Origin of the sequence: Aliibacillus thermotolerans (assembly GCF_027853235.1) — a bacterium.
Classification (GTDB): domain Bacteria; phylum Bacillota; class Bacilli; order Bacillales; family Marinococcaceae; genus Aliibacillus; species Aliibacillus thermotolerans.
Genome location: NZ_WKJG01000013.1, coordinates 35309 through 56394 on the forward strand (window position 1 = coordinate 35309; position 21086 = coordinate 56394).

A 21086-nucleotide genomic window follows, 5' to 3' on the forward strand; every position below is an offset into this window, starting at 1 on the left:
TTTTCCATGAAAGATGCTTTTTCGATAGAAGATGGAAAAATAAAAAGGGGGAAATGAACGTGAGTGATATTTTACAACCAGTCATTGAAAATCCGAACATGCCACCGTACGAAGAGGCTCGAGCAAACTTTGACTGGAAGGACGTTGAAAAAGCCTTTACTTGGCATGAAACTGGAAAAGTCAATATGGCCTATGAAGCGATTGATCGACATGCAGATACTTGGCGAAAAAATAAAGTTGCCCTCTATTATAGTGACCAAAAGCGGGATGAAAAATATACATTCCAAGAAATGAAATATTTATCCAACCGTTTTGGAAACGTTTTGCGCAACATTGGAATTGAAAAAGGAGATCGCGTCTTTCTTTTCATGCCTCGTTCACCGGAAGTGTATGTAAGTGTGATGGGGATTTTAAAAGTCGGAGCGGTTGTAGGACCACTATTTGAAGCGTTTATGGAACAAGCGGTACGGGATCGTCTTGAAAATAGTGAAGCGGTCGCGATTGTGACAACTCCAGCGTTACTCCCACGCGTTCCGTACAAAGATTTGCCACATTTGAAACATATCATCCTCGTAGGAGATGAAGTTCCTGAAAATGATGAGCATGCAAATTTTTATAACTTTGAAGAGGAAATGGCAAATGCTTCAGAACAATTAGAGATCGAATGGGTAGAGCGAGAAGATCCTATGATTCTCCACTACACTTCTGGATCTACCGGAAAACCAAAAGGTGTCCTACACGTTCATAATGCCATGATTCAACATTATCAAACAGCAAAATGGATTCTCGATTTAAAAGATGAGGACATTTTCTGGTGTACTGCGGATCCAGGTTGGGTTACCGGAACTTCTTACGGCATATTTGGTCCTTGGTTAAACGGAGCAACGAGCGTGATTCGTGGAGGTCGCTTTAGTCCGGAAGATTGGTATTCTACCATTGAAAAATATAAAGTAACCATTTGGTATAGTGCCCCAACTGCTTTCCGTCGTCTCATGGCAGCAGGCGATGACATTATTAACAACTATGATCTTAGCTCTTTACGTCATATTTTAAGTGTTGGGGAACCTTTAAATGCGGAAGTTGTTCATTGGGGTAAAAAAGTATACGGATTAAATATTCACGATAATTGGTGGATGACGGAAACAGGTGGAATTCTCATCGCGAACTATCCGTCTATGCCACTGAAACCAGGTTCGATGGGGCGTCCGTTCCCAGGAATTGAAGTCGCCATTTTAGATGAAAATGGAAATGAATTACCACGTGGTCAAATGGGTTCTCTTTGCATAAAAACAGATTGGCCATCCATGATGCGGAAAATTTGGAAAAACGAAGAGAAATTTAAAGAGTACTTCGCTATTCCTGGTTGGTATATTTCCGGAGATTTGGCATCGATGGATGAAGATGGCTATGTATGGTTCGGTGGGCGTGATGATGACGTCATTATGACATCCGGAGAAAGAGTTGGTCCATTTGAAATTGAAAGTAAATTAGTGGAACATCCAGCAGTGGCGGAAGCGGCGGTAATCGGAAAACCGGATGAAGTACGCGGGGAAATTATTAAAGCTTTTGTGGCTCTCAAAGACGGATATACGGAATCCGATGAATTAAATGAAGATTTGCGTAGACACGTAAAAGAAGGACTGGCCGCCCATGCGGTACCAAGAGAAATTGAAGTAAAAGATTCCTTGCCAAAAACACGTAGTGGTAAAATTATGCGTCGCGTCTTGAAAGCTTGGGAATTGGGTCTTCCAACCGGAGATTTATCCACCATGGAAGATTAATGCACACAGCATGTTCCTTTCTTGGGAACATGCTGTTATTTATCTTCATAAGTGAGTACATATAACGGAAAAGCTCCTTTCCATTCCGCATACAGTACTTGTTCCACTGATGAAATTTTCTTTTCATGAATATCCTCTAAAATTTCCCCTTTCGTAATACCTGCTTCGATAATATTATCTTCTACCCATTCTCCGTCTAAAATTACTGCCATCGGTAACGTTGGAGGAGGAGGGGGGGTGTGCATCCAATCTTTATTTGTTGGAATCGCTGCTTCAGGTGTTTTTATGGCGTTAATCAATCCATTCGGTTCCAGAATGGCATAATGCACCTCTTCCAATGAAAAAATATCTTTGTTTCGTAACAAGTGTTGCAATTGATTTAAATCTAAATTGTTTGCTTTTAATGCCTCATAATCTAATTTTCCTTCTCGAATGACGACAGCTGGTCTTCCTTCAAGAAATGCCCTTGCTCCTTGCTTTTTTTGTGTGATTTTCTCCACGATGATAATGAGTAGTGCCCATAACACAATGGCATATATGACGTAATGAATTCCAATATTTTCATCATATATCGCATTTCCAACCAGTTCTCCTAGAATGAGTGCGGATATAAAATCAAAAGGGGTAATCTGACTAATTTGAGTTTTGCCGAGCAATTTTGTAATGATAAGCAAAGAGAAAAAACCAACGATTAACTCAATGGTTAAATGAAAAAAATTGATGTCCAATCTATCCCACCCCTCTATATCGACGAATCCATCATGCTCTTTTTAGTATGGACTTTTTATAAAAATTTATCCAAACAAATCGTTACATAAAATTAAAGCTGCTTTTTCATACTAACTATAGGTGTTGATTGCACAACCGTTGTGACAGAAAGGTGGGGGAAAAAACCATTGAATAACGTATACAAAAAACAATCTTTCATTTACGCACTATGCGTCCTTTTTCTCGTTGGGTGTCATCAGTACCCTTCTTTGGATGAAACGTATGTACTTAGCGAAGATTCGGTAAAAGCAGAACAAATGATTGAGGAGATGGAGCCAGTGACCCATGCAGTGGCGGTAGATCATGAAGATAGCATCTATGTCGCTGCAGAAGTAAAGCATATGGCGCGGTTTCGGATGAAAAAAATTCGCCAGGAAGCACATAAAAAATTATCTGAAGCATGGCCAAATAAAACTGTCTTTTTTTCCACAGATAAAAAAGCAATGCTGGAATTGCTTCAATTAAATAAGGAAATGGAAGAAAAAAAGATGGGCAAAAAGGAATTAACTCAACAATTAACAAAGATTGAAGAACATATGAAAGGATGATGGGATATGAAGAAAGCAACCCAGCAAACAGATCAACAAAGAATTTATCAAGAATTTGCGAAAAAGCGAGAACCATCTCCTTCCATCTGGAAAAATTGTTTGAAAGCCTTTATTTTTGGCGGTCTCATTTGTGTCATCGGGCAAGGGTTACAAAACTTTTTCATTTATTACTTCGACTTTAATGAAAAAACTGCCGGAGATCCGACGGTGGCGGTACTTATATTTATCGCGGTATTGCTTACCGGTTTTGGAGTATATGATAAAATTGCTCAATTTGCAGGAGCAGGGACGGCGGTTCCTGTCACCGGTTTTGCCAATGCGATGGCCAGTGCTGCCATTGATCACCGTACAGAAGGATATGTGCTCGGCGTAGGTGGCAATATGTTCAAACTAGCAGGTCCTGTGATTGTTTTCGGAACTACTGCGGCTTTTATTATTGCACTCATCAAAACCATTTGGATCCAGTGGGGGGGATAATTATGTTGCAAGGAAGCCAGTCATGGAAATTTTTGAACGAACCAGTCATTTTGTCTACAGGAGTCGTAGGAGGTCCTTTTGAAGCAAAAGGAAATCTTGCCGATGACTTTGACCACCTTTTTTCTGATATTTGGTTAAATGAATCAAGCTTTGAAAAAGCACAAACGAGACTAATGGAAGAAGCATCATATACAGCCCTTGCCAAAGTAAATAAAAAGCCGGAAGATATGCAATTCATTTTCACGGGAGATTTAATTAACCAAATAACGACGACGAGTTTTGCTTGTCGAACGTTATCAATACCATACTTTGGTTTATTTGGAGCTTGTTCTACTTCGATGGAAGGGCTAGCACTCGCCAGTTTTGTCATTAATTATGGCGGGGCAGAGTACGTTTTAACAGGGACAGCTAGTCACAATGCTGCGACGGAAAGACAGTTTCGCTATCCGGTGGAATATGGGTTTCAAAATCCACCGACGGCGCAATGGACAGTGACCGGAGCAGGGGTCGCTGTCGTTGGAAAAACAGGTACGGGTCCGGTCGTGACATCCGCAACGATAGGAAAAGTGGTTGATATGGGAGCAACGGATCCTTATAACATGGGAGCGGCGATGGCACCTGCAGCAGCAGATACAATTGAAGCGCATTTCACTGATTTTGATGTAGATCCTTCTTATTATGACTACATCGTCACTGGAGATTTAGGAAAAGTTGGTTTGCCTCTAATGAAAGAATTACTTCGGCAACGGGGATTGATGGTTACGGATGAACAATGTATGGATTGTGGCTTGCTCATTTACAGCAATGATCAAAAAGAAGTGCAAGCGGGAGCAAGTGGTACAGGCAGTTCTGCCGTTGTTGTTTATGGACATCTGCTCGAACGAATGAAAAGACAGGAAATAAAAAAAATGTTAGTGGTCGCCACTGGTTCGCTCCACAGTCCATTATCTTACCAACAAGATGAAACAATTCCATGCATCGCCCATGCGGTTTCGGTGGAGATGAAAGGAGTATAAAGATGGCAATGTATTTATCTGCCTTTATTGTAGGCGGTCTTATTTGTGTCATTGGACAGTTACTGATGGATAAAGCAAAATTAACTCCCGGTCATACATTGACAGCACTCGTTGTCATTGGAGCCATTTTAGATGGGGTCGGTTTATACGAACCGTTAATTGATTTTGCCGGGGCAGGGGCAACCGTTCCGATTACGAGTTTCGGTAATTCCCTTGTTCATGGAGCGATGGCTGAAGGAGAGCAAAATGGTATCGTTGGGGTCATTACTGGGATTTTTGAAGTAACGAGTGCAGGTATTTCATCAGCGATTATTTTTTCATTTCTTGCGGCACTGATTTTTAAACCGAAAGGGTAGCAAAGAAGAAACTAAGACAAAAGTATATGAATCATAAAGAAATCCGAACTATCCATTAGCTCGGATTTTCTTTTTTAGAACGGTTAACCTATATTAGCGTAGGCAGAATGCGCAGGCTCCTGCGTAGGGTAAATGGAGGTGGACTAAAATCGCGACGTCCTGTCGCAACGTTCGCTACTCACACTTCCTGGAAACCTAATAGCGGTCGTTCCCGCGAGGAGGTTGAGGCCGTGCCCGCACATAGCGAAGTATCTGCCAAAGCGGTAATCATTGTTCGTATTTTTGATTGGAAGGTTATGTCCCAACCACTTTTTTGTCATGAATTGGACGGACAAACATACAATATAGTAAAACGAAGGAAAGATGGGGTAATGAATGAAAAGCCTATCACTCTCTTTTTTTATAGCGATACTCATATTCGTATGCTCTACTCCTTCTTTACAAGCCGAAGAAAAAGAAATCAATGTTTCCGGAAGGTCTGCGGTTTTAATCGAACAAGAAAGTGGCCGTGTCCTTTTTGGAAAAGAGGAACATGTGAAACGGAAAATAGCAAGCATTACGAAAGTGATGACCGCAATCCTTGCGATTGAGTCTGGTAAGCTGGATGAATATACGACTGTATCCTACGAGGCAAGTGGCGTAGAAGGATCTTCTCTCTATTTGAAACCAGGAGAAAAAATACTCCTTCGTGATTTAGTGTACGGTTTAATGTTGCGCTCAGGAAATGACGCAGCGGTGGCAATTGCGGAAGCGGTGGGAGGAAGCGTAGACGGATTTGTCTACTTAATGAATGAAAAAGCAAAAGAAATTGGCATGAAAAATACGCAATTTACAAATCCCCATGGATTAGATGATGGGGACAAGCATTATTCCACCGCTTATGACATGGCGCTCCTTACACAATATGCGATGAGAGACGATACTTTTCGAGAAATTAGTGGAACGACTTATTATGAATCGCCACAAGAAGGGGAGTCTTGGAATCGGCAATGGCGAAATAAAAACAAATTACTAACTTCCTTGTATGAATATTGCACCGGGGGAAAAACAGGCTACACGAAATCCGCCGGTAGAACGCTTATTACGACCGCTGAAAAAGAGGGGATGTCCTTGATCGCCGTGACATTGGATGCCCCGTCTGATTGGAATGATCATATCCGTCTGTTTGAGTGGGGCTTTTCGACTTTTGAAATATACGAATTGACGAAAAAAAACGAAAAATTAACGAATAAGCAATTGCATCATCGCTTGGATGGAACACTTTTTTTGCAAGAAGCATTTCATTATCCATTAAAGGAAAATGAAACAGAACGGTTACGCCGGAAAATTATCATGAAAGAAAGGATGGAACAAAAGAAACAAATCGCCCCTGTCGGAGAAATGAAGTGGTATATCGGAGATGAATGGATTGGTACGCAAACAATTTATTTAGAACGAGACACAACAAAAAAACAAAGTTTGGTTCATACATGGTTTGAATGGTTTCAACGATTGTTAGGAAGGGGTTGACCGATGGTACATGCGATTTGGATCGCTTTATTTGCAATTGGATTAATCACAGCGATGGTAAACGGTCGATTAGAGGAAGTTTCCGAAGCGATATTTAAGGGGGCCGAAGAAGCGGTCGTTTTATGTTTCGGCCTGATTAGCGTGATGGTTTTTTGGTTAGGAATGATGAATATCGCTCGGAAAAGTGGACTCTTAGACATGTTTGTCAAACTGTTTCGCCCGATTGTTTTAAAATTATTTCCGGATATTCCAGCGAGTCATCCTGCGCTCGGATACATTTTATCCAACATTACTGCCAACATGATGGGATTAGGGAATGCGGCGACACCAATGGGGATTAAAGCGATGAAAGAATTAAAAAAGTTACATGGAGGAAAAGACGAAGCAAGCCGGTCGATGGTAACGTTAATGGCGTTGAATACCGCAGGGCTGACGTTGATTCCGACGACCGTCATCGCAATCCGTATGAATTATGATTCCGCACAACCTACCGAAATCGTTGGCACTACCCTTTTCGCTACCGCCTGTTCTACTCTTGCTGCGATCTTGATTGATCGTTATTTTTATTATCGGAAAATAAAAAGGAATGGAAGTCGATGAATTGGCTGACAGTCGTCTCCTTATGGTTGATTCCGATGATACTGCTTATGATATTACTACACGCTGTCATCAAAAAAGTTCCCGCTTATGATGTATTTGTCGAAGGAGGAAAAGACGGTTTTCAATTGGCCATTTCCCTCATTCCTTATTTGGTCGGTATGATGGTGGCAATTTCTGTCTTTCGGGCTTCCGGAGCCATGGATGTTCTCGTGCAAGCGCTGACACCGCTATTTGCTTTCTTTGGAGTTCCGGCAGATATTGTTCCGCTCGCATTCATTCGACCAATTTCAGGTGCAGGGGCTCTCGGGATGATGAGTGATTTAATCGCTACGCATGGCCCGGATTCATTCATTGGCAGACTTGCTTCCACGATGCAAGGAAGCACCGATACAACATTATATGTCCTTACTGTATATTTTGGTGCTGCAGGAATAAAATATATTGGTGACGCTTTAAAAGTCGGGCTTTTGGCTGATCTTGTCGGAATGGTTGCTGCGATCGTCATCGTGACGCTTATATTTGGAAGTTAAAAGAAATCCATCCCAAAACTTGTTCGATTTTTGGTATGGATTTCTTTGTTTTTCTTGTTAAATTTTTTTGAGATGGGTATGATGAACGTGAGGTGAAAAGAATGGAACGACTACAAAAAGTCATTGCCAATGCAGGTATTACATCGCGACGAAAAGCCGAAGATTTCATTTTGCAAGGAAGAGTGAAAGTAAACGGACAAGTCGTTCGCAAGTTAGGAACGAAAGTAAAAGAAAAAGATGTCGTTGAAGTGGATGACGTTCCAATTGAAAAAGAAGAACCGGTATATTATTTATTTTATAAACCGAGAGGAGTTATTTCTGCTGTGGCGGATGATCGTGGTCGAGAAGTCGTGACAGACTACTTTAAAGAAGTAGAAGCCCGCATTTTCCCAGTTGGAAGGCTCGATTATGATACGTCTGGCATTTTATTGGTCACAAATGATGGCGAATTTGCCCATTTGATGATGCATCCAAAAAGTAAAATTAAAAAAACATATATCGCCAAAGTGGTCGGCAAACCAAGTAAAGAAGCGTTGGAAGCTCTGCGACGTGGGATTGTGATTGATGGAAGAAAAACAGCCCCTGCTAAAGTAAAGTTGAAATCAGTTCGGCGCAAAACGAATCGTTCTATTGTAGAGCTAACGATTCATGAAGGCAGGTATCATCAAGTACGAAAAATGTTTGAAACGATTGGTCATCCGGTGGAAAAATTAAAAAGAGAAAAATATGGATTTCTTACATTAGACGGCTTAGCACCAGGGGAAAAACGTCCATTAAAGCCGGTGGAAGTGAAAAAACTGAAAGATCTTGTTGTCACATAAGTTTCATAAAAAAAAGATGTTAATGGTTAAGTATAAACGTTATAATGAATGTAGTTATGGTGGAAAGTATAGAGGTGTTCTCCATGGAAAAGATCAAGTGTGAATGCGGTCATGAAAATCCATACGGGACGAAATTATGTGAAGCGTGTGGAAAACCGCTCGAAGACGAGGAGAAGTCATCCACTCTTTTAGATATGAGGTACGATGGAGTGGCTAGACGGTCACAGACGTATAACAAAACGATTGTAGATAAGATATGGAATTTCTTTTCATCTGTAAAAGTAGGCGTATGGCTTATTATTCTTACATTGGTCGCCTCCTCCATCGGGACCATTTTCCCGCAAGAATTGTACATACCGAACACGGTGGACCCGGCTGAATATTATCGTGAAGAATACGGGATTTTCGGTCAATTGTATTACACGCTCGGATTCCATAATTTATATGGTTCTTGGTGGTATATGTTACTCGTTGCTTCCCTCGGTGTGTCCATCATTGTAGCAAGTATTGACCGAGGCGTACCGCTTTATCGTGTTTTAAAGAATCAAAGAGTTACACGAAATGAAAACTTTTTAAAAAGGCAGCGTTTATTTGGACAAACGAAGACCGAAAACATCGATGAAACGATGGAAAAAGCGCGTTCACTTTTAAAACGTCGTAAGTATAAAATTAGAGAAGAAAACGGTCATATATTAGCAGAAAAAGGTCGTTTTTCCCGCTGGGGTCCTTACGTGAATCATACTGGACTTATTATCTTTCTTTTTGGTGCCATGCTTCGTTTCTTCCCCGGCATGTATGTCGACGATCTCGTGTGGGTGAGAGAAGGAGAAATTGAAGCGATCCCGGGCACGGGTGGGGAGTATTACTTAGAAAATGAACAATTTATTGTCGATATCTATGATAAAGAAAATACAGATGAAGTTTTTTTAGATGCTTTGGAACGTACGGAAGGACCGGTTATCAAAAATTTTCAAACGAATGCGGTTCTTTATAAAAGAGTGGATGGCGGAACGATTGGAGAAGAGCCTGAGTTGGAAAAAGTAAAAACACATGAAATACGAGTGAATCAACCGCTCACTTTTGACAACTTTTCTCTCTATCAGCTGAATTATAAATTGAACGAATTAAATAAAATGACGTTTACTTTAGATCATCGTGAAACGGGAGAAAGCGTAGGAGAAATTGAAATTGATTTATTTCAGCCAGAAGAAGAGTACGACTTAGGAAATGGATATAGAGTAGTGATTGATTCCTACTTCCCAAACTTTACGTTTAATGAAGAAGGGGAACCAACGACGATTTCTAGCATTCCAGATAATCCGGCTTTTATTTTCCGAATGTATTCTCCTGAACATCCGGAAGAAGGAGAATACAGCTTTGTTGGAATTCAACGAAATGAAGATATCTTCAAGGAAAACGACTATCAAATGAGCTTTGCAGGTATCGAGACGAAACATGTCACTGGACTTACGGTAAGAAAAGATTTAACGCTTCCTTTCATCATACTCGGTGGTGTGATATTTATGATTGGACTCATTCAAGGTTCCTATTGGTCACATCGTCGTATCTGGCTCCAACGAATACATGGAGAAATATGGGCAGCAGGATATACAAATAAACAATGGGAGTCATTAAAAAGAGACTTCCAAGCATTAGAAGAAGCAGGGATTCAAATGCCGGAAGACAGATTGGAAGAAAAAGAGAAACAAAAGGAGAAGGAATAAGATGAAAGGGATGGAAAAAGATGGTTGAAATCAGTCGAACATTGTTATACATAGCGTTTATCTTATATCTCCTCGGGACAATCTTTTTCGCTGTATCGGTTACAGGAAAAAAATGGCGAGATAAAGATGGCGCTATGACTGGAAACCGGTGGGGCTTTTTCGGTTTTATCGTCACGACCATTGGGTTCATATCGGCATTAGGTTACTTTATTACACGATGGATTGCAGCAGGGCATCCGCCGGTAAGTAATATGTTTGAATATTTAACGGCACTTGCAATCACACTGAGCTTAGCCTTCATTATTTTGTATCTTATCTATAAAACAAACGTGCTCGGAATGTTTACGTTGCCGGTAGTCATGTTGTTAATTGCCTACGCATCGTTATTCCCAACAGAAGTAGAACCGTTAATTCCGGCGCTTCAAAGTGACTGGCTCGCTATTCATGTGTCCACTACGGTTTTAGGACAAGGAATTTTATCGGTTGGTGCCGCGGCAGGTTTCATTTATTTAGCGCGGACGCTTGACTTTACTCAACGAGGGAAAAAAGTTTTTTGGTTTGAATTCATTATTTACACGCTGACAAGTTTATTAGGTTATATCCTCATTCGTTACATTTTCCAATGGATGAATTATACTGCTCAGTTTCAATATATCGACGAAAACGGACAATCTGATGAGATGACGTATCATTTACCAGCACTGATTGGACCTAATGAAGGTGAACTTTTAACAAGTGGGGTCATGCGTCCGTTCATCAACGCGCCGGCTTGGATTCGGAGCGATGATTTAAACACTGTGATCTGGTCTCTCATTACAGGACTTATTATATACTTTCTATTGCGGCTCCTTTTAAGAAAGCCGATCGGAGCAAGATTACAGCCATTTTTAAAAGGAATTCAACCGACTGTCATTGATGAAGTGAGCTATCGCGCCATTGCGATCGGATTTCCTATTTTCACCCTTGGCGGGCTTATTTTTGCAATGATTTGGGCCCAAATAGCGTGGACAAGGTTTTGGGGATGGGACCCGAAAGAAGTATGGGCTTTAATTACATTTCTCTTTTATGCCGCTTACCTTCATTTACGTCTATCGCGAGGTTGGCACGGAGAACGTTCTGCTTGGTTATGTGTCATTGGATTTGCGATTATTATGTTTAACCTTATTTTTGTAAACTTAGTCATTGCAGGCTTGCATTCATATGCTTAAGCGAAAGCTGTTCCTATTTGCGGGACAGCTTCTTTACTAAACTAAAGCAAAGAAGAAAAATGGAGGGTGTTGTTGTATGTCTCAAGATACAAAAATACTTGTTGTGGATGATGAAGAAAGAATCCGTCGTTTGTTAAAAATGTATTTGGAAAGAGAAGAGTATATAGTGGAAGAGGCTGAAAATGGGGAAGACGCTTTGAAGCTTGCATTAGAAAAGGATTATGATGTCATTTTGTTGGATTTAATGATGCCGGGGATGGACGGAATCGAAGTATGTAAGGAATTACGGAAAACAAAGGCAACACCGGTCATTATGCTGACTGCGAAAGGAGAAGAATCCAATCGGGTACAAGGGTTTGAAGTGGGAACAGACGACTATATCGTGAAACCATTTAGTCCACGGGAAGTTGTATTACGTGTGAAAGCATTACTACGTCGCTCTTCAACGACGAAGTTTTTACAAACAGAAACCCAAGCAAAAGATGTGCTTGTCTTTCCGCACTTAACGATCGATAACGACGCCCATCGAGTGACAGTGAATGATCAAGTGATTAATTTAACCCCAAAAGAGTATGAGTTATTGTTATACTTAGCGAAATCACCGGATAAAGTTTTCTCAAGAGAAGAGCTCTTAAAAGATGTGTGGAACTATGACTTTTTTGGTGATTTACGGACTGTTGATACACATATTAAACGTTTGCGGGAAAAACTTAGTCGCGCATCGGAAAAAGCTTCTGAGATGATTACAACGGTGTGGGGTGTCGGTTATAAATTTGAGGTCGTGAATGACTAATGTTATGGCGAAGTGTTGTTGGGAAGCTTTGGGGAACAATTATTTTACTCGTTGCTGTCGTGCTGATTTTTCTGACTTTTTTACTGCTGCAGTTTTTTGAACAATTTCATAAATCAGAAGCAGAACAGCAGCTGATGAGCCATGCAAATGTGGTTGTTTCCGTATTGGAAGAGTATGACGATCCATCGGTGGCGTTACAGACGATCGAAAAAATTGCCAATACTTACAACACAAAAGTGGTGATTATTCGCAATGACGAAGAATGGCAATCTTCGAATGAGTTAGATGCCGGGACTTCATTGCCATTGGAAATTTTTCGGGAACATGAGGAGTTGTCTTCCGTTCAAGAAAATGGCGATCGGGTCGTTACCCAGTTAGATTATAACGGAGAGGAACTTCAAGCTGAAATTTTTATTGTCGGGCTTCCCTATCAATTAGTCAATGGAGATAATGGTTCGATTTATTTGTATCAATCGTTATCTGTTATTGAAAATACAACAGGAAAAACAAAGCAAATCATTTTATTATCTGCTGGAATAGCCATCATATTAACGACTGTATTTGCTTTTTTCTTATCTTCTCGTGTCACTGCTCCGTTAAGAAAAATGCGACAATTAGCCTTAAACGTGGCCAAAGGGGACTTTAATACGAAAGTACCGATTTTAACCAATGATGAAATCGGTCAATTGGGCATTGCGTTTAACAAAATGAGACGGGAATTAAATCAAAACATTGCAGCATTGAACCAAGAAAAAGAACAGTTGAGCCGTATTTTAAGCAGTATGGCCGATGGTGTCATTACCATTGATCGAAAAGGTACAATTATTGTCACGAACCCACCGGCACACCGTTTTCTTGAAATGTACCGATATGAACACCAAGATTATGACGAGCTTTCCCTTCCAAAAGAGTTAAAAAAATTATTTCAACACGTCGTCGCTCAAGAAAAAGAACAGTTGGCTGAAATGGATATTCAAGGTCGTAGTTATGCCATTTTGATGACACCACTGTATGATCAAAATTTCGTTCGCGGCGTCGTTGCAGTGATTCGCGATATGACGGAAGAACGTCAGCATGATAAACTGCGGAAAGACTTTATCGCAAATGTTTCCCATGAGTTGCGAACCCCGATTTCGATGCTTCAAGGATATAGTGAAGCAATCATTGATGACATGGCGACAAGTGAAGAAGAGATGAAAGAAATCGTCAAAATTATTTATGATGAGTCAAAGCGCATGAATCGCCTCGTAAACGAGCTCTTGGATATTGCTCGCATGGAGGCAGGTCATATTCAATTAGATAAACAAAAAACAGATATACATGCGTTAGCGAACAAAGTATATAAAAAGTTTCAAGGATTGGCGAAAGAAGCCGAAGTAGAACTATCCATCACGACCACTGGAACAGAACCTATCCAGTTTCTAGACCCAGACCGTATTGAACAAGTAATGACTAATTTAATTCATAATGCCATTCGTCACACGGATAAAGACGGTACCGTTCGCATTACCGTTGAAGCGAAAAAAGAAGGGACAAAAGTGAGTGTCAAAGATGACGGTACAGGCATTCCAGAAGAAGACTTACCTTACGTGTTTGAACGTTTTTACAAAGCAGACAAAGCACGAACGCGCTCAAACGGAGGAACGGGGCTTGGGCTTGCAATTGCAAAAAATATCGTAGAAGCACACGGAGGAGAAATTTCTGTCCATAGTAAATTAGGAGAAGGAGCATTGTTTCGTTTCTTTCTTCCTGCTACAAAAGAAGAACAGAAATCATAAAAACAAGGTGGCGATGGGATGAACTCTTGGTTTGAAGAACATTTTCAAGAAGATTACTTGCGTGTATACGATCACCGTGATGAAGGAAAAGCAGCGAATGAATTAAGGGAAATCATGGAATACGTACCGTTAGAAAAAGGGATGAAAGTGATAGATCTTTGTTGTGGGAATGGCAGACACGCTCGTTGGCTGGCACGGAAAGGATTTTATGTCACTGGCATTGATTTATCTTCTGCCTTATTAAAAAAAGCAATTGAACTCACGGAAGGCATTCCTGTCCAATATCAACGAGGAGACATTCGCAACATTCCTCTTCTCCAAGAATACGATGGGGCTTTTAATTTGTTTACAAGTTTTGGATACTTTACAGATGACGCAGAAAATGAACTCGTTTTTACAAAAGCTTGTGAGGCATTAAAAGAAAATGGTTGGTTCGTATTTGATTATTTGAATCCAACTTATGTCAAAAATACCCTCGTTCCTGAAGATAACATTGAAAAGGATGGTCTTTTGATTAAACAACAGCGAGAAGTGAATAGTGGATACGTATTTAAAAAAATTACTATTCGTGAAGGAGATTCACAACGAGAATATATGGAACGGGTGAAATTGTATGACCAACAGCAACTGATTGAGATGTTGGAACGAAATCATTTTACGTTAAAATTTGTTTTCGGTGATTACGATTGTTCTTCTTACGATACAAACCGTTCTCCTCGGCAAATTTTTATATGTCAAAAGAAAGAGAATGGCAAGTCTTGAATAATTCGTGTATAATAGACAACGACTGACAAACAAATACCATTAAAAAAGCGAAAGGTCATGCGATTGTGCATGTGAAAAGGGAAGTCCGGTGCAAATCCGGCGCGGTCCCGCCACTGTGAACGTTTTAACCTTATTCATTGGCCACTGTGTAAAACGGGAAGGCGAATAAGGGAATGACGTGAGCCAGGAGACCTGCCTTTCGTCGGTCAACCCTTCGAGGAAAAGGAGAAGCCGATTTGTCTACCATAGAGACACATGTTTTGTTTTGCTTGGACAAGTCTGCTCTCCTTTATAGAAGGAGAGCATTTTTTATTGGAGTAGAGAGGAGTTTTTGAATGAAAAAATGGTTGTTTTCGTATCTCTCTTTTACGGTCATCCTTCTATGTACTGCTTGTCATACTGCAGAAGACACGAACTCAGATCAAGAATTGGCCGAAGAGACAACGACGGAATCATCGGAAGAAGATAGCTATTATCCGGTGGATGTTACCGATTCGTTTGGTAACGTCATCACCTTTGAAGAAAAACCAGAAAGAATTGTCAGTCTCATGCCGAGCAATACGGAAATTGCTTATGCCCTTGGTTTAGGCGATCGCATTGTCGGGGTGACTGATTTTTGTACGTATCCGGAAGAAGCACAAGAAAAGCCATCGGTCGGAGGGCTAGATTTCGATTTAGAAAAAGTCATTGCCTTTAACCCGGACCTTGTCCTTGCTCATGCGTCATCTGCCGAAACATATGAAGATGCTTTCCAACAAATTGAAAACAATGGCGCGAATGTGCTGATTGTGAACGAAGCGAATTCTTTTGAAGACGCTTATGAATCTATGAAAATGATCGGTCAAGCGACAAATAAGGAAGAAGAAGCAAACGCCATCATTCAAGAAATAGAAGAGAATGTTCAAGCGATCGCAGATAAAGCAGCGCAAATAGAGGAAGAGGATAAAAAGACCGTTTGGATTGAAATTGAACCAGCTCCTTCCATATGGACGACCGGAAAAGGGACCTTTATGCACGAAATGATTGAAACAATCAATGCTTACAATGCAGCCGGGGATCAGGAAGGTTGGCTGGAATTTAGTGAAGAAAAAGCGGTCTCTTTACAACCGGATGTTATCTTAACGATGGCTTACGGAATGACGGAAGACGAAGCCATTGCAGAAATTAATAGTAGGCCGGGATGGGAAACAGTACCAGCGGTTCAAAATCAAGAGATTTATCAAATTTCTGAAGATATTGTCAGTCGTCCGGGACCGCGATTAATTCAAGGTATTACAGAATTAGCAGATTCGGTGTATCCAGATGTTTTCCGTGAAGAATAGTATTGCTTACTTGGTTGCCATTCTATTTTTCCTTTTTAGCATCGTGCTTGGTGTCTCTATTGGAAGTGTATCTATCCCGTTATCAACGAGTGCCCATGTGATTTGGAATTCGATGTGGCAATTCCCTATATCCAATGAGGTGGAAGACACAACAGTGGCGATTGTTTTAAACATTCGTCTTCCTCGGGTTGTTCTTGCTGCCATGGTCGGATCAGCCCTTGCAATGGCAGGAGCCGCTTTTCAAGGGCTACTACAAAACCCGCTAGCTGATCCCTACACGTTAGGCGTTTCTTCAGGCGCATCGCTCGGTGCTGTTTTCGTTATTTTTCTCGGTGTTTCGCTTCCGTTTCTTGGATCGTTTACTCTTCCGATTGTCAGTATTATTGCCGGTTTTCTCACGTTGCTGTTTATTTTAACTTTTGTTCGCTTCATTGAAAGAACATTATCGACTGAAACGATTATTTTAGCAGGAATTATTATTAGTTCTTTTTTAGGGTCGCTTATTTCGTTACTGATTGCGTTAACCGGTGAACAATTACGTCAAATTTTGTCATGGTTAATGGGAAGTGTCGCAATGCGAGGTTGGGAATATGTCTTTCTATTTATTCCATTTTTCATTCTTGGCCTCTTTCTTTTGTTTTTGAATCGGAGAGAGTTAAATGCACTTGCTTTTGGGGAGGAAACGGCAAGGACTCTCGGAGTAGACCCAAATAAAAGAAGATTGATGATTCTTTCCGGTGCTTCATTACTTACCGGTGCTGCAGTCGCTGTATCCGGTTCGATTGGATTTGTCGGACTCGTTATTCCTCATCTCGTTCGACTTGTTGCTGGTCCAGACCATCGTACTTTATTACCTTTATCTCTTTTTATCGGTGGAGGTTTTCTCGTGCTGACGGATGTAGTTGCTCGAACGATTGTCGCACCAACGGAATTGCCGATCGGAGTCATTACGGCCATTGTTGGAGCGCCTGTCTTCGGAGTCCTCTTATACCGACAAAGAAGAAAAAAATTCTCTTAAACTACGAAGAGAGGAAGAACATAGATGTTACAGTTAAAAGATGTTAGCGGTGGCTATGGAGAAACATGGGTTGTGAAAAATATCAGTTTTCATATTCGTCAAGGAGAAATTTTTAGTATTGTTGGTCCGAACGGTAGCGGGAAGTCGACTTTGCTCAAGTTTATTTATGGGGCATTACCTTATGATCAAGGGGAGATTTACGTAGACGGGCGTCCTCTTCATGAATATAGCCAAAAAGAACTAGCTAAAAAAGTCGCTGTCTTGCCGCAACATTCCACGTCTGCTTTTTCTTATACCGTTCGACAAATCGTCTCGTTAGGTCGCTATCCCCACCAAAAAGGATGGTTTCATCAAGAAACAGTCGAAGATGAAAAAATTATCGAAGAGGCGATGAAAGATACAGGTGTGTATGAATTTCAAGATCAAACAATGGATGCGTTAAGCGGTGGGGAAAAGCAACGCGTCCTTCTAGCCCGAGCACTCGCTCAAGAACCGCTCATCTTGTTGTTAGATGAACCAACGAACCATTTAGATATTTCATATCAAATCAGTTTATTAAATACGTTAAAAAAATGGACAAAGACAAAAAAATTAACGGTGCTCGCTGTATTACACGATTTGAATATGGCGGCAATGTACAGTGATCGGGTCTTACTTTTAAAAGACGGGGAGAAAAAAGCCCTTGATAAACCAGCGTATGTCATGAATAAACCGTTATTGGAAGAAGTGTATCGGACCGAATTGTTTCGGAAAGAACATCCGATTGTTCCGACGCCGTTAATTACTCTCGTTCCTTCCATGTCTTCTTCTCATTCTTCATCACCTATCGATGCCTTACAGGTGACGACTGGTGAAGACTATGTCCACATCCGGTCCCCTTTTTATTGGAAGACTCTTTCTTCCGCGGTCATTGGCGCCGGTTTCGGTTGGCATCGCCATTTTATCAATCGCCATGTGGACAAACATTACAATGCAGATGATCCAGCGTCAGAATATCGTACGTATTTAAAAAAGCTGCAGATAGATATTGCTGATACTGCCGGGATGATGACGGCAGCACAATTAGATGGCGGGAAGATGAAACGGCGCGTTGATGAAGACGGAGCAGTTTTAGTCTATGCGACGGCAGGTACGGGAAATGCGGTAGATGCGTCTTTGGCTTACGAAAAAACTTCACTTCCAGTAACCATTGGCACGATTAACATTTGGATATTTATTCAAGGTTCGTTAACGGAAGCGGCCTTTGCCCAAGTGTTAATGACCGCAACAGAAGCAAAAGCAAAAGCAATGATGGATAAAGGCGTTGTTGATCCGGATACAAAAACGATAGCTACAGGAACGTCAACAGATAGTGTCTTAGTCGCCGCTTCTGGTGACGATCCAACTCACGAATACGGAGGAACGATTTCTCCATTAGGAAAAAAAGTGGCCAAAGCAGTTTACGATGCAGTAAGTGAAACGTTAACAAACGATGAGATTAGACAGAAAGAGACGACATAATGGAACTTATTTTTTACCATTTATACAGTATAACCATTGCATATTTGTTAGATAAATGGCTAGGAGATCCGCGGGTTCGTTTTCATCCGGTTGTTTTTATTGGTAAAACGATTGCTTTTTTTGCGCGACACTTAAATAAAGGAAAGCTTCGAACGTTGAAAGGCGTGGTTGCGACGCTTGTTCCTGCGCTTTTACTCACTGGAATGGTGTACGCTTTGACGTTCGTAACATATGACCTTCATCATTTGTTAGGAATTGCTTTTGAAGCTATCATGATTTGGGGCATGATTGGAAGTAAAAGCATGATCGCTAGTGCGGAGTCGATTTATGAAGCACTAGCAAGAGAAGACATCGCTCGTGCAAGAAAGCAAACAGCGATGATCGTCTCCCGGGATACGAAGGAAATGAGCGAAGAGGAGATTGTGAGGGCCACGGTGGAAAGTACTGGAGAAAATATTACCGATAGTGTGACAGCACCGCTTTTTTATGCATTGTTTGGTGGAGGGGTAGCAGCTTTCTTTTACCGCTATATCAATACGTCGGATGCGATGATTGGTTACAAAACGAGAGAGTGGCATCAATACGGAAAGTTTGCAGCGCGACTGGACGATGTGTTGAATTATGTGCCAGCTCGTTTGACAGCCCTTTTTATGATGGTTGTTTCCTTGAAAGTGAGGCATGCTTCACTGAAAGAAATGTGGCAAGTGGTCAAGCAAGATGCGAAAAAACATGCGAGTCCAAATAGCGGGTATGGGGAAGCAACGATGGCAGCTATTTTACATATCCGCTTAGGAGGACCGACCGTGTATCACGGCAAATTAGTACAGCGACCTTATTTAGGAAAGGGGAATCGACCGTTAACGAAGGAACGAATTAAAGAAGGATTAACCGTTTGGAAAGACACGATACGTTTCTTTATCATTTTTACATGGCTCATCGTAGGAGGATTCACATATGTCTTGGCCTGAACATGGGGCGATGAATGAAGCACTGCAAGAAAAATTACAAACGAATAGAAGAGATGTCATCGATTTTAGTGTCAACACAAATCCATATGGAGCGCCACCTTATTTGTTAGACAAAATGAAAGAGTGGCTTTCGTCTATTTTTACTTATCCAGACCCGAAACAAACAAAGTTAAAAAAGGAAATTGCGAAACATCTCGGTGTCACGGAAGAGGAAGTGCTACCTGGTAACGGTGGAGCGGAACTTATTTATGCGACGGCACGACTATTTACGAATCAAACCGTTCTTCTGATTGAGCCTACTTTTACCGAATACCGCCTTGCTTTAACTGCGAACCACGCGCGGGTGAAAAGCTATGTTACAACGGAAGAAACGATGTGGCAATGGACGGTGGAAGATTTGGAAAAAGTAGCGAAGGATGTGGATGCAATTTGGTTTTGTCACCCAAACAATCCGACTGGCACGACCATTTCGCCGAACACTTTAGATTCTTTTCTCACTTTTTGTTATGAAAAAAATATGACGGTCGTTGTGGATGAAGCATTTTTTGATTTTCAAGTGACACCTTTTTCTTTTCTTCCATATGTAAAAAAAGATTATCCGTTACTTGTCTTACGTTCTATGACGAAAATGTTTGCCATTCCCGGACTTCGCATCGGGTACATGTTTGGACAACGCTCTCTCATTCAACAAATTCAATCATTTTTACCTGCTTGGAATGTAAATAGCCTCGGGGAAAAAGCGATCGTTACCTTGCTTCAAGAACAAAATTTCGTCAATGACACAGCCAAACGCATTCATGTGGAGAGAGAAAGAGTACATAGTGAAATTGAAAAGTTAGGAACATTTCACGTTTTCCCATCAGCTGTCAATTTTTATTTACTTCGACACGTGGACAATCGAGACGTAGAACCGCTCCTCCGCTTTTTAGCACAGGAAGGAATTCACGCTCGTCACACGTATCATTTTCCTCGTTTAGAAGGACGTTATCTTCGTTTCGCAGTAAAAACGAGAAAAGAAAATGAGCAATTGTTAGACGTGCTTTCGAGGTGGAATTAGCGATGCTTACGTTTCTTTGTGGCGGAGTACGAAGTGGGAAAAGCAGTTACGGGGAATCGTTAGCTGTAAAAAAGAAACGAGACGAGGGAAGGTTAATATACATTGCGACCGCTGTAAAAACGGATGAAGAAATGGAAGAAAGAATTGCTCATCATCAACACAAACGGGCGTTAGAAGCAGATTGGCACACATTAGAACGGCCGTATCATTTGCTGTCGCTCATACACGAAATTGCTCCAACAGATGTTGTTTTTTTAGATTGTTTAACGACATGGCTAAGCAATGAAATGTTTTTTCAATCGTCTGAGAAAGTGCAAACAGCCGCTGTGAAAGAAAGAATGATGAAAACGATTGACCAACTCAATCGTCATTGTAGCGAACTGTTTATCATTAGTAATGATCTTTTTCACGAGCCAGTAGCAGAAGAGGAATCGGTACGACAATACGTTCAGTTACTTGGAGAAATACATCAGTACATTGTGAAGAAAGCTCATGTTGCCATTCAAATGGAACATGGCGTGCCGATTTATTGGAAAGGGAGATGAAC

At 41.0% G+C, this 21086-nt stretch carries 21 protein-coding genes and 1 riboswitch; of the genes, 20 read left to right on the forward strand and 1 reads right to left on the reverse strand.

All coding sequences use genetic code 11. The annotated features are described in order from the left end of the window. Nucleotides 1-53: 53 nt before the first annotated feature. Nucleotides 54-1781 (forward strand): acetate--CoA ligase, encoded by a 1728-nt coding sequence (gene acsA, locus GJS40_RS01015; RefSeq protein ID WP_270895443.1) that lies wholly within the window; start codon nucleotides 54-56, stop codon nucleotides 1779-1781. 35 nt (nucleotides 1782-1816) lie between these two features. Here the strand turns inward: acsA and GJS40_RS01020 are convergent, their stop codons facing one another. Then, complete coding sequence (locus GJS40_RS01020) at nucleotides 1817-2509, reverse strand: DUF421 domain-containing protein (protein WP_270895445.1); 693 nt, start codon at nucleotides 2507-2509, stop codon at nucleotides 1817-1819. A 168-nt stretch (nucleotides 2510-2677) separates the two neighbouring features. On the opposite strand from GJS40_RS01020, the gene GJS40_RS01025 reads away from it, so the two are divergent. The 19 genes from GJS40_RS01025 (at nucleotide 2678) to GJS40_RS01115 (ending at nucleotide 21084) form a co-directional block, all read left to right on the forward strand. Next, nucleotides 2678-3097, forward strand: coding sequence for a YhcN/YlaJ family sporulation lipoprotein (locus tag GJS40_RS01025; protein ID WP_270895447.1), 420 nt, complete (start codon nucleotides 2678-2680; stop codon nucleotides 3095-3097). Between the two features lie 6 nt (nucleotides 3098-3103). After that, nucleotides 3104-3574 carry a stage V sporulation protein AC gene (gene spoVAC, locus GJS40_RS01030; protein WP_270895449.1) on the forward strand — a complete coding sequence of 157 codons (471 nt, stop codon included), beginning with the start codon at nucleotides 3104-3106 and terminating at the stop codon, nucleotides 3572-3574. Between the two features lie 2 nt (nucleotides 3575-3576). Next, nucleotides 3577-4590: a stage V sporulation protein AD gene (gene spoVAD, locus GJS40_RS01035; protein WP_270895451.1), complete on the forward strand. Its 1014-nt coding sequence runs from the start codon at nucleotides 3577-3579 to the stop codon at nucleotides 4588-4590. A 2-nt stretch (nucleotides 4591-4592) separates the two neighbouring features. Next, on the forward strand, nucleotides 4593-4946 hold the full coding sequence (gene spoVAE, locus GJS40_RS01040; protein WP_270895453.1) for a stage V sporulation protein AE: 354 nt from the start codon (nucleotides 4593-4595) through the stop codon (nucleotides 4944-4946). A 375-nt stretch (nucleotides 4947-5321) separates the two neighbouring features. Next, complete coding sequence (locus GJS40_RS01045; protein ID WP_270895455.1) at nucleotides 5322-6455, forward strand: D-alanyl-D-alanine carboxypeptidase family protein; 1134 nt, start codon at nucleotides 5322-5324, stop codon at nucleotides 6453-6455. A 3-nt stretch (nucleotides 6456-6458) separates the two neighbouring features. Further along, on the forward strand, nucleotides 6459-7055 hold the full coding sequence (locus GJS40_RS01050; protein ID WP_270895456.1) for a nucleoside recognition domain-containing protein: 597 nt from the start codon (nucleotides 6459-6461) through the stop codon (nucleotides 7053-7055). Next, nucleotides 7052-7585: a spore maturation protein gene (locus GJS40_RS01055; RefSeq protein ID WP_270895457.1), complete on the forward strand. Its 534-nt coding sequence runs from the start codon at nucleotides 7052-7054 to the stop codon at nucleotides 7583-7585. The genes GJS40_RS01050 and GJS40_RS01055 overlap by 4 nt, the downstream gene beginning before the upstream one ends. Nucleotides 7586-7686: 101 nt before the next feature. Beyond that, nucleotides 7687-8406, forward strand: coding sequence for a pseudouridine synthase (locus tag GJS40_RS01060; RefSeq protein ID WP_270895459.1), 720 nt, complete (start codon nucleotides 7687-7689; stop codon nucleotides 8404-8406). Between the two features lie 83 nt (nucleotides 8407-8489). Next, on the forward strand, nucleotides 8490-10130 hold the full coding sequence (gene resB, locus GJS40_RS01065; protein ID WP_270895461.1) for a cytochrome c biogenesis protein ResB: 1641 nt from the start codon (nucleotides 8490-8492) through the stop codon (nucleotides 10128-10130). Between the two features lie 20 nt (nucleotides 10131-10150). Further along, nucleotides 10151-11338 carry a c-type cytochrome biogenesis protein CcsB gene (ccsB, locus tag GJS40_RS01070; RefSeq protein ID WP_270895462.1) on the forward strand — a complete coding sequence of 396 codons (1188 nt, stop codon included), beginning with the start codon at nucleotides 10151-10153 and terminating at the stop codon, nucleotides 11336-11338. Nucleotides 11339-11414: 76 nt separating this feature from the next. After that, entirely contained in the window at nucleotides 11415-12131 is a 717-nt protein-coding gene (locus GJS40_RS01075) for a response regulator transcription factor (protein ID WP_270895463.1), read from the forward strand. Further along, the gene (locus tag GJS40_RS01080; protein WP_270895465.1) at nucleotides 12131-13909 is read left to right on the forward strand and encodes an ATP-binding protein; all 1779 of its coding nucleotides are present in this window, start codon (nucleotides 12131-12133) and stop codon (nucleotides 13907-13909) included. Before GJS40_RS01075 ends, GJS40_RS01080 begins: the two co-directional genes overlap by 1 nt. An 18-nt stretch (nucleotides 13910-13927) precedes the next feature. Continuing rightward, nucleotides 13928-14671: a class I SAM-dependent methyltransferase gene (locus GJS40_RS01085; RefSeq protein ID WP_270895466.1), complete on the forward strand. Its 744-nt coding sequence runs from the start codon at nucleotides 13928-13930 to the stop codon at nucleotides 14669-14671. A 38-nt stretch (nucleotides 14672-14709) separates the two neighbouring features. Then, nucleotides 14710-14888: riboswitch (cobalamin riboswitch) on the forward strand. Nucleotides 14889-15009: 121 nt separating this feature from the next. Continuing rightward, nucleotides 15010-15996, forward strand: a complete 987-nt coding sequence (locus GJS40_RS01090) for an ABC transporter substrate-binding protein (RefSeq protein WP_270895468.1) — start codon at nucleotides 15010-15012, stop codon at nucleotides 15994-15996. Beyond that, complete coding sequence (locus GJS40_RS01095; RefSeq protein ID WP_270895470.1) at nucleotides 15977-17014, forward strand: FecCD family ABC transporter permease; 1038 nt, start codon at nucleotides 15977-15979, stop codon at nucleotides 17012-17014. The genes GJS40_RS01090 and GJS40_RS01095 overlap by 20 nt, the downstream gene beginning before the upstream one ends. 24 nt (nucleotides 17015-17038) lie before the next feature. Further along, nucleotides 17039-18514, forward strand: coding sequence for an adenosylcobinamide amidohydrolase (locus GJS40_RS01100; protein ID WP_270895472.1), 1476 nt, complete (start codon nucleotides 17039-17041; stop codon nucleotides 18512-18514). After that, complete coding sequence (cbiB, locus tag GJS40_RS01105) at nucleotides 18514-19482, forward strand: adenosylcobinamide-phosphate synthase CbiB (protein ID WP_270895474.1); 969 nt, start codon at nucleotides 18514-18516, stop codon at nucleotides 19480-19482. The genes GJS40_RS01100 and cbiB overlap by 1 nt, the downstream gene beginning before the upstream one ends. Next, on the forward strand, nucleotides 19469-20539 hold the full coding sequence (cobD, locus tag GJS40_RS01110; RefSeq protein ID WP_270895476.1) for a threonine-phosphate decarboxylase CobD: 1071 nt from the start codon (nucleotides 19469-19471) through the stop codon (nucleotides 20537-20539). The genes cbiB and cobD overlap by 14 nt, the downstream gene beginning before the upstream one ends. A 2-nt stretch (nucleotides 20540-20541) precedes the next feature. Next, nucleotides 20542-21084, forward strand: coding sequence for a bifunctional adenosylcobinamide kinase/adenosylcobinamide-phosphate guanylyltransferase (locus GJS40_RS01115; RefSeq protein WP_270895478.1), 543 nt, complete (start codon nucleotides 20542-20544; stop codon nucleotides 21082-21084). Nucleotides 21085-21086 lie beyond the last annotated feature (2 nt).